This is a genomic window from Okeania sp. SIO3B5 (genome assembly GCF_010692555.1).
Classification (GTDB): domain Bacteria; phylum Cyanobacteriota; class Cyanobacteriia; order Cyanobacteriales; family Microcoleaceae; genus Okeania.
Genome location: NZ_JAAHHG010000417.1, coordinates 1 through 9,006 on the forward strand (window position 1 = coordinate 1; position 9,006 = coordinate 9,006).

The window sequence follows — 9,006 nt, forward strand, 5'->3', positions numbered from 1 at the left end:
CACCCCCCGCCCCTCCTCCCCCACCCCCCCCCCCCCCCCTCCCCCACTCCCCCACCCCCCCACTCCCCCACTCCCCCACTCCCTACTCCCCACTCTAACTCAACCTCCGCCAAATACCCACACTCCCATCACCACAACCTGCTGCCAACATTTGACCATCTACACTAAACGTTACTGCATTAACTGCTGCTTCCTGACTCAATACTCCTAACTCCTCCATCGTATAAGGGTTCCATAAATACAAATTCCCATCTCGACATCCACTTGCTAAAATCAAACCATCAGGACTAATAGCAACTGCATTCACTCCATCAGGATGCTGCAATGTTCCCAATAAATCTCCAGTTGCTAACTGCCACAACCTAATAGTATTGTCACTACTCCCACTCGCTAATATCTGACCATCAGGAGCGATCGCCACACTCCGCACCACATCACTATGACCAGCCAAGGTCAACAATAACCTCCCTGTCCCCACATCCCACAACTTAATCGTCTTATCCCCACTCCCACTCGCTAAAACCTTGCCGTCAGGACTAATAGCAACCGACTCCACCCATGCAGTATGACCTTTCAAATATCCTCGCATTTTCCCACTGTTGAGATACCAAACCTTCACCGTTTTGTCACTATGACCGCTTGCCAATATCTGACCATCTTGACTAATAGCGATCGCCTGCACAGGACCCCAATCTTGACCCAACCAACCGCCTAGAGTGCGCACTAACTTACCAGTACCCAAATTCCAAACTTTTACAGTGCCATCATTACTACCACTCACCAAAGTCTGACCATCTGAACTAAAAGCAATCTCCTGCACCCATCCCGAATGACTAAACATCCACCCCCCCAAAGTACGGGGTTCGCTACCAGTCTTCAGAGTCCAGACTTTAATGCTATTATCCTCACCCCCACTCACCAAAGTCTGACCGTCAATACTAAATGCTACAGTTCTGACTTTATCGCCGTGACTTTCTAAACTTTCATACCCTTCCCAAGAACTCTTTGTAGTTTGCATTAAATCTTTCAGTACTTCTTCTACTGAATGATAACGTTGTTGCAGCGATGGTTGTAACATTCGATCAATAATATTATTTAAAGATGTGCTGACAGGTCTAGGTAAATGTTGCTGCCATAACCATTCTTCACCATGGCGTAAGTCAAAGGGGTCGAGTAGAGTCATTAACTGAATGCAGACAACACCTAAACTATAGATATCGCTAGCAAATACTGCTTGACCAATTAACTGTTCTGGTGCAGTATATTCTGGAGAACCGATAACCGTACCACTTTTGACTGCGGGATTAGCAGAAATAGCTTTGGCAGCGCCGAAACCTACTAAATATAAATTTATGCCCCAGTCATATTCACTCTCATTAGTACCACGACGAATAATATTTTCTGGTTTAATATCCCGATGAATTACTTGATTTTTGTGGATGAACTGCAAAACTGGCAGTATTTCTCTCAGAAATTTTCTAATTTTTTGTTCATTAAATGTCCCCTGTTCTTTTAATTCTTGAGCTAAATTTTTACCTTCTATATATTCTTGTACTAAATATCTATAAGATGATACAACAAAATAGGCTAATAAACTAGGAATTTGTGGATGTTTTCCTAGTTTGTCTAGTTGTAATGCTTCTCGGTCAAATAAGGCTGACGCTTTTTCTATTTCACTAATATTTTGTGCTGCATTTTTGCCGGGAATTCCTACAGGTAAAAATTGTTTAATTACACATATTGGTTTTGAAGGAATATCTTCATCAACTGCCAAAAATGTTCTGCTAAATGTACCTATTCCTATTGGTTTTAGGAGGCGGTAATGTTCTCTCAGGATGAGTTTTGCACCGCAACTTTGGCAAAATCTATTTTTATCTGGGTTTTGAGGTTTTTGGCAAGTAGGATTGTAGCAATAACTCATATTTTTATGGGTAATAATTTAGTTGAAAGAAGAAGGAAGAAGGAAGAAGTATGATTTAAAAATAGACTTTTTGCAGAAGTCAGGGAATAGGGAATAGGGAATAGGGAATAGGGGAATTAAATGTTAATTTCATCTCTTGAATTGATTTAATTAATACTTTTGCTAGAGGTTTAATCTAAAATAGAAAAACAAAAACATAACTGTACCTCACAATCTTGGAAAACGCTATACAATTGAAAGATCATTACTACATTATACCAAAATTTAGTCAATGAGTATAATAAAAAACGGCATTGCTGAATTAACATACAGCGGTTCCCGTTGTTCTGAGGTACATCTGTCGCGGGCAAGATGCCCGCACTACAATGATTTTACCATTCAAATTTGTACATCGTTTGTCCGAAATATGCTGTAAGAACTAAGATATTTGGACTAACCGTAATCAACATAAGAATTATGAATACCCTTTTGATTACTTGCTCCCGAACAACATCTGTAGGGACGTTGCATGCAACGTCCCTACCTGTTTCCTCCCTGTTCCCTGTTCCCTATTCCCTATTCCCTATTCCCTAAAACCATAAACATAAGTACCTCATAACAACGGGAAGTGCTGTATGATAATAAAAACTAAATAGTTGTTTAGGAGGATATAATCTATGACATTGCTACTAGCTGGTGACATTGGTGGTACTAAAACAATACTACAACTGGTAGAGGCTAAACGAGAAGAATCCAAGGCTACCGTGGAATTTCAGAGTCTCTATGAGAATCGTTACCCCAGTAACGATTTTCCAGATTTAGTACCTATAGTACAAAAATTTTTGGCAGAAGCAAATGAGAAATTGGGTGAGCAATTCCAACCAGAAAAAGCGTGTTTTGCGATCGCTGGTCCGGTCGTAAATAATACTGTTAAATTAACTAACCTACCTTGGATGCTGGATGCTAAATTGCTAGAAAGTGGATTAGGGATATCCCAAGTTAGCCTGATCAACGATTTTGAAGCAGTGGGTTATGGAATTTTGGGTTTAACTGACAATGATTTGGAGACTTTACAAGCTGGTGAACCTCAAGATGATACACCAATAGCTGTAATTGGTGCAGGTACGGGATTAGGAGAATGCTTTTTAATTCGAGGAGGAGGAGCAGTCAGGGTTTATCCCACAGAGGGGGGTCATACAGATTTTGCACCACGCTCTGAGTTAGAATTTGATCTATTAAAATATTTGTTAGCAAAGCATAATATAGACCGAGTTTCTGTAGAAAGGGTAGTTTCAGGTATGGGAATTGTGGCAATTTATCAATTTTTACGCGATCGCAAATCTGCTGCTGAATCTCCTGAGATAGGGGAATTAGTAAGAAAGTGGGAAACAGAAATTGGCTCAGATGAAATTACAGTAGATCCAGGTGCAGTTATTGGGAAAGCTGCGTTGGAAAACAGCGATCGCCTGTGCGAGAAAGTTTTCGAGCTTTTTGTGGGAGCTTATGGAGCGGAAGCAGGTAATTTAGCATTGAAGCTTTTACCTTATAGTGGTTTATATATAGCAGGTGGTATCGCTGCTAAAATCCTGCCACTGATGAAGTCAGGTGCTTTTATGGAAGCTTTTCATCATAAGGGGCGAATGAGACCATTGTTAGAAAAAGTACCTGTTCATATTGTGTTAAACCCTAAAGTGGGATTAATTGGTGCGGCGATTCGTGCTTCTAATTTATAGGCAATGATACTAAGTAGGGGAGTGGGGGAGTAAGGGAGTGAGGGAGTAGGGGAGTAGGGGAGTAGGGGAGATTAAATATTGAAGTAATTGGGCGATCGGTAGTTTTGGTACAAAAAATTACGATTAGACCACTTGAGGTGCTGTGAGAATTCTTAAAACCCTGATTAATATCATGTCCAGATAATTAGTGATGCAAAAACTTTTTCTCGTAAGCGCCTTTTCTTCCCTCCTGTCTCCTGCCTTTCTTTCCGTACCGTTACTATCGATCGCCTTAGCGAAACTGTTGCAACTGTTGACTTTTGACTTAAAATACTACTGAATCTCCTAAATTCTAACTTTTAATTTAAAATTTCTCACTTTTGACTTTTGACTTTTGACTTAAAATACTTCTAACTTTTGACTTTTGACTTTTGAATTTTGACTTTATGTGGACGCCCTATCTAGAATCTGTTTGTCAGTACTATGCTAAATGGTGGGAGGTTTATACTCTGACGGATGTGAGAGGAAAAAAGTCTCTTCAGCAGCAGCAACATATTTCCCCACTGTTGGATTTGGGTTTGATGGTACAAACTATTGAGTCGGAGGAAAAACAGGGGGAAAGACCAGAATATAAAATTGAACGGTTAACAGTTTTGGAGGGTTTGCGCAAATATGCTCCAAATCATGTTTTGTTGGTGGGGCGGCCGGGTTCGGGAAAATCTACTGCTTTGGCCAGATTATTGTTGGAGGAGGCGGAGAAATTAAGATCCCCCCTTAGTCCCCCCTTTCCAAGGGGGGAAACAAGAGAAACTCCTGCCTTTCAAAGGAAGGATGAAGGACAAACAACAGAAACTCCTTTGGAAACAGGGGAAATACAAGAAACTCCCCCCTTTCTAAGGGGGGTTGGGGGGGATCGACTCTTAGAAGAAGCAGAAAAATTGAGATCCCCCCTTAGTCCCCCCTTTCCAAGGGGGGAGACAAGAGAAACTTCTCCCTTTCAAAGGAAGGATGAAGGACAAACAACAGAAACTCCTTTGGAAACAGGGGAAATAAAAGAAACTCCCCCCTTTCTAAGGGGGGTTGGGGGGGATCGAAAACCTGACACTTCCGCAACAGCAAACACACAAATTGATAGTGCTTCTATTTCCGAGGCAGAAAAATTGAGATCCCCCCTTAGTCCCCCCTTTCCAAGGGGGGAAACAAGAGAAACTCCTGCCTTTCTAAGAAAGGATGAAGGACAAACAACAGAAACTCCTTTGGGGAGAGGGGAAACAAGAGAAACTCATCCCTTGGAAACAGGGGAAACAGGAAAAACTCCCCCCTTTCTAAGGGGGGCAGGGGGGGATCGACCCAAAATTCCCATCCTCATCGAACTCCGCTACAGTCAAACTTCTATACTTTCCAGAATTCAAGCTTTTATCCACAAACACCACCCCACCATAAATATAGATACAGCAACTCTAGAAACTTTGCTCCGTCAAGGTGAATTTTTGCTCCTATTCGATGGGTTTAACGAGATGGCATCGGAAGCGGCACGACAACTCTTGAGAATGTTTCGGCAAGACTACCCGCAAACAGCGATGGTGTTTACCACGCGAGATTTGAGTTTGGGGGGAGATTTGGGGATTGAGAAAAGGTTGGAAATGCAGCCTCTGACGGAATCTCAAATGCAGGAGTTTGTCTGTGCTTATTTGCCTTTTGATGGTGAAAAATTATGGCAGCAGTTGCAGGGGAGGTTGCGGGAGTTGGGGGAAACTCCCATGTTTTTGTTGATGTTGTGTGATGTGTTTGCTCATAACAATGTAGTACCTGCTAATTTGGGGTTGGTGTTTCGTCTTTTTACTCAGATTTATAGTATTCGTCTGAAGCAGGATGTTCCCGTTGATGAAAATTCTCGACGTTGGTGGGATAGGTTATTGCAGGAGTTGGCGTGGGTGATGACGAATGGGGAGTCGAAAACTGAGATTATGGTTGCTATTTCTCGACAAAAAGCTGAGGAGGTATTGACGGAGTTTTTGCGAGGGGAGGTGGTAGCTACGACTGACTGTGCGATGCGTTGGTTGGAAGATTTATTGGAGCATCATTTGATTCAGGTGGGAGATGATGGTCAGATTTCGTTTCGCCATCAGTTGTTGCAGGAGTATTATGTGGCGGAAAGGTTGTTATGGCAGTTGGATGGTTTGAGTGACTATGAGTTGCAGTGGGATTATTTGAATTATTTGAAGTGGACGGAAGTAGTGGGGTTGATGTTGGGGTTGGTGGAGGATGAGGAGTTGGCGGTGCGGGTGGTAAGGTTGGCGTTGGAGGTAGATTGGTTTTTGGGGGCGAGGTTGGTGGGAGAGGTGCAACGGAGGTTTCAGGAGAGGGTGTTTGGGGAGGTTGAGCAATTGGAGTTGCCTGTGTTGGTGAAGGTTAGGTTGGCAGCGTTAACGAAGTCGGATGTTGCTGTTCCGGGGTTGGTTAAATTATTGGAAGACTCAGACAAATATGTGCGTCGAGGTGCAGCAGATACTCTGGGTGAAATCCGCTCGAAAACTGCTGTTCCGGGATTAATTAAACTACTAGAAGACTCAGACTATCTTGTGCGTTATAGTGCAGAAAAAGCTCTGGGTGAAATTGGTTCCGAAACAGCAATTCCAGAGCTAATTAAACTCTTAGAAAACTCAGACTATAGTGTGCGTGAGAGTGCAGCAGAAGCTCTGGGTGAAATTGGTTCCGAAACAGCAATTCCAGAGCTAATTAAACTCTTAGAAAACTCAGACTATAGTGTGCGTGAAAGTGCAGCAGAAGCTCTGGGTGAAATTGGCTCAGAAACAGCAATTCCGGAGTTAATTAAACTCTTAGAAAACTCAGACTATAGTGTGCGTGAAACTGTAGCAAATACTCTGGGTAAAATTGGCTCGGGAACTGTGATTTTTGAGTTGACTAAACTCTTAGAACATCCAAACACAGACTTGCGTAAAACTGCAGCATATCTTATAGAAAAAATTGGCTTTAAAAGTGTAAGTTATAAGTCAATTAAACATTCAGAATACATAGACTACGACTATGATTATCCGATGAGTTGCACATATTCTCAAGATGAAATTGATCCGAAAAGTGCTATTCGGAGCTTAATGATATTCTTAAAATACGAATACTCCAGTTCAATTTTCCCTTCTAGCATAGCAGATGCTTTAGCTGAAATTATTGAATCGGAAATTGCAATTCATGGGTCAATTAAACCTCTAGAAGACATAGAATATCCAGAAGACATTGAATACATAGATATAATATCGGCTGTCATAAATGATTTGAGTAAAATTGGCTCAGAATTGGCAATTGAAGTTTTAATTAAAATCTTAATCTTAAACAAATATGATACAGATTTATTATTTATAGTAGCGGATGCTTCAAAGAAAATAGTTTCAGAAGCAGCTATTACAAGTTTAAATAAAGTAATGATTCCTATGTTCATTGAACTTTTAGAAGATGAAGATACCGATCCAGATATTTACTATAGGGCAGTGGATATTCTTTTGGACATCGACTCACCTTCTGTAATTCCTGGGTTAATTCAACTCCTAGAATACTCAGACTCTGATGTGCGTAAGAATGCAGCAGAAGCTCTGGGTAAAATAGGTTCAGAAAACACAATTGTTGAGTTAACAAAAAAACTACAAAACGATCGCTTTGTAAACCAAAGTCTATCTGAAACTATCTACGCCATTCAAACTATCCAACAACGCCTTCAATACTACAAACCAACCCCGAAAATACCCATGTCTAACACACTTTCTCACAACTACGCCCTACTAATAGGAGTCGGCGACTGTAAATACCCCAACTGGTCACTTCCCGTCACAGTTAAAGACGTTCAAGCCATCAAATCATTTCTCATAAACCCCGACTTATGTGGTTACATTGACAATCAAAATTATCTCCGCTTCCTCCGCAATGAACAAGCAACAAAACAAAACATTTTAGACAATTTAAACTGGCTCCAAGAACAAGCAAAAAACGACCCAGAAGCCACAATATTAGTCTATTATTCCGGTCATGATTGGCTAGATAAATCAACCCAAAACTATTATTTAATCCCCCACGATACTAAGCCATTAAAACTACAAAAAACAGCATTACCAGCAACAGAATTTAACAACGCCCTCCAGCAAATATCTGCCCAAAAACTATTAGTAATTATAGATAGTTGTCACGCCCAAGGAATGGCAACTGCTAAAGAAACAGAGGAACTAGAATTACCGGAAAACTTCAGTCAAACCGCCCTCCCGAAAAACTTAATAGAAGAGTTAAGAAAAGGAACAGGGCGAGCAGTTTTTACCTCATCCACAGGAGAGGAGTCATCATGGATACGCTCCGATGGAAAAATGAGTATCTACACAGACCATTTTCTGGAAGCATTACATGGTGGTGGCAATAAACCAGGAGATAAATTTGTCACGGTTTCCAATTTAATGAATTATGTGGGAAAAACTGTTCCTGAAAGCGCTCGACAATTAGGGAGGAAGCAAACCCCTATTTTTGATTTTTCTCAGACAGAGGATTTTCCGGTAGCGTTATTGTGTGGGGGTAAAGGTTTACCGGATGGTGGGTGGGAAGAGGTTAAGTCAGAAGTTCGGGAGAATATTTCAGTGGGGCGTGATGTTTATAGCGCTGGTGGTGACAATATTAGGCAAATAGATGTTTCTGGCAATTCTGGAATTATAACAATTGGCGATATTGGCTCCAAACGAAGTAGGGGCGATTCGCGAATCGCCCCTACAGATTGTGTATAATTAGATATTTTTCGTAATTTTGCCCCCCTAGCCCCCCAATTCTGGGGGGAACAAGAGTCAATTTGCTTCTAAAAGTCCCCCAATTTTGGGGGATTTAGGGGGCTTTAATGTAGCAAATGAGACTTCTCAGACAACCTCTAAGCGAAACGCAAAACCCAACCCTACATCTACCTTACTTTTAACTCAAACCATACTTATCTTTCAAAGCATCCCTTGCTTGCTCCCGGTCATCAAAATGGATTTTTTCTGTTCCCAAAATTTGATAATCTTCGTGACCTTTTCCTGCTATTAATATCCCATCTCCAGGTTTTGCTTCCATAATGGCAGTACGAATAGCTTGGGAGCGATCGCCTATTACTAAAGGCTTAACTTCTGGAGATATTCCCTCTAAAATATCCTGTAATATTTTTTCCGGGTCTTCTGTGCGGGGGTTATCAGAAGTCACTACAGCTAAATCTGATAATTCGGCAGCTATTTTACCCATTTTTGGCCTCTTAGTGCGGTCGCGATCGCCTCCACAACCAAATACACAAATCATCCGACCGGGAATAAAAGGTCGTGCTGCTTTTAATAAATTCTCTAAACTATCGGGAGTATGAGCATAGTCAACTATGATACA

General features: G+C 41.4%; 4 protein-coding genes. 2 read left to right on the forward strand and 2 right to left on the reverse strand.

Annotated elements, in window-relative coordinates; genetic code table 11:
* Window positions 1-94: 94 nt before the first annotated feature.
* The gene (locus F6K54_RS33975; RefSeq protein ID WP_293087965.1) at window positions 95-1,921 is read right to left on the reverse strand and encodes a serine/threonine-protein kinase; all 1,827 of its coding nucleotides are present in this window, start codon (window positions 1,919-1,921) and stop codon (window positions 95-97) included.
* A 656-nt stretch (window positions 1,922-2,577) separates the two neighbouring features.
* On the opposite strand from F6K54_RS33975, the gene F6K54_RS33980 reads away from it, so the two are divergent.
* A complete protein-coding gene (locus F6K54_RS33980) occupies window positions 2,578-3,633 on the forward strand; it encodes a glucokinase (RefSeq protein WP_293087967.1) in 1,056 nt (351 codons plus the stop codon).
* Between the two features lie 425 nt (window positions 3,634-4,058).
* Window positions 4,059-8,387 (forward strand): HEAT repeat domain-containing protein, encoded by a 4,329-nt coding sequence (locus tag F6K54_RS33985; protein WP_293087969.1) that lies wholly within the window; start codon window positions 4,059-4,061, stop codon window positions 8,385-8,387.
* A 178-nt stretch (window positions 8,388-8,565) separates the two neighbouring features.
* On the opposite strand, the gene F6K54_RS33990 is transcribed toward F6K54_RS33985, so the two are convergent.
* A partial coding sequence (locus tag F6K54_RS33990) for a Mur ligase family protein (protein ID WP_293087971.1) occupies window positions 8,566-9,006 on the reverse strand: 441 nt, incomplete at its 5' end.

What these genes read in the sequence shown, in the direction of transcription:
- F6K54_RS33975 (WP_293087965.1), bottom strand. Translation starts at nt 1,921, where the DNA reads ATGAGTTATTGCTACAATCCTACTTGCCAAAAACCTCAAAACCCAGAT.
- F6K54_RS33980 (WP_293087967.1), top strand. Translation starts at nt 2,578, where the DNA reads ATGACATTGCTACTAGCTGGTGACATTGGTGGTACTAAAACAATACTA.
- F6K54_RS33985 (WP_293087969.1), top strand. Translation starts at nt 4,059, where the DNA reads ATGTGGACGCCCTATCTAGAATCTGTTTGTCAGTACTATGCTAAATGG.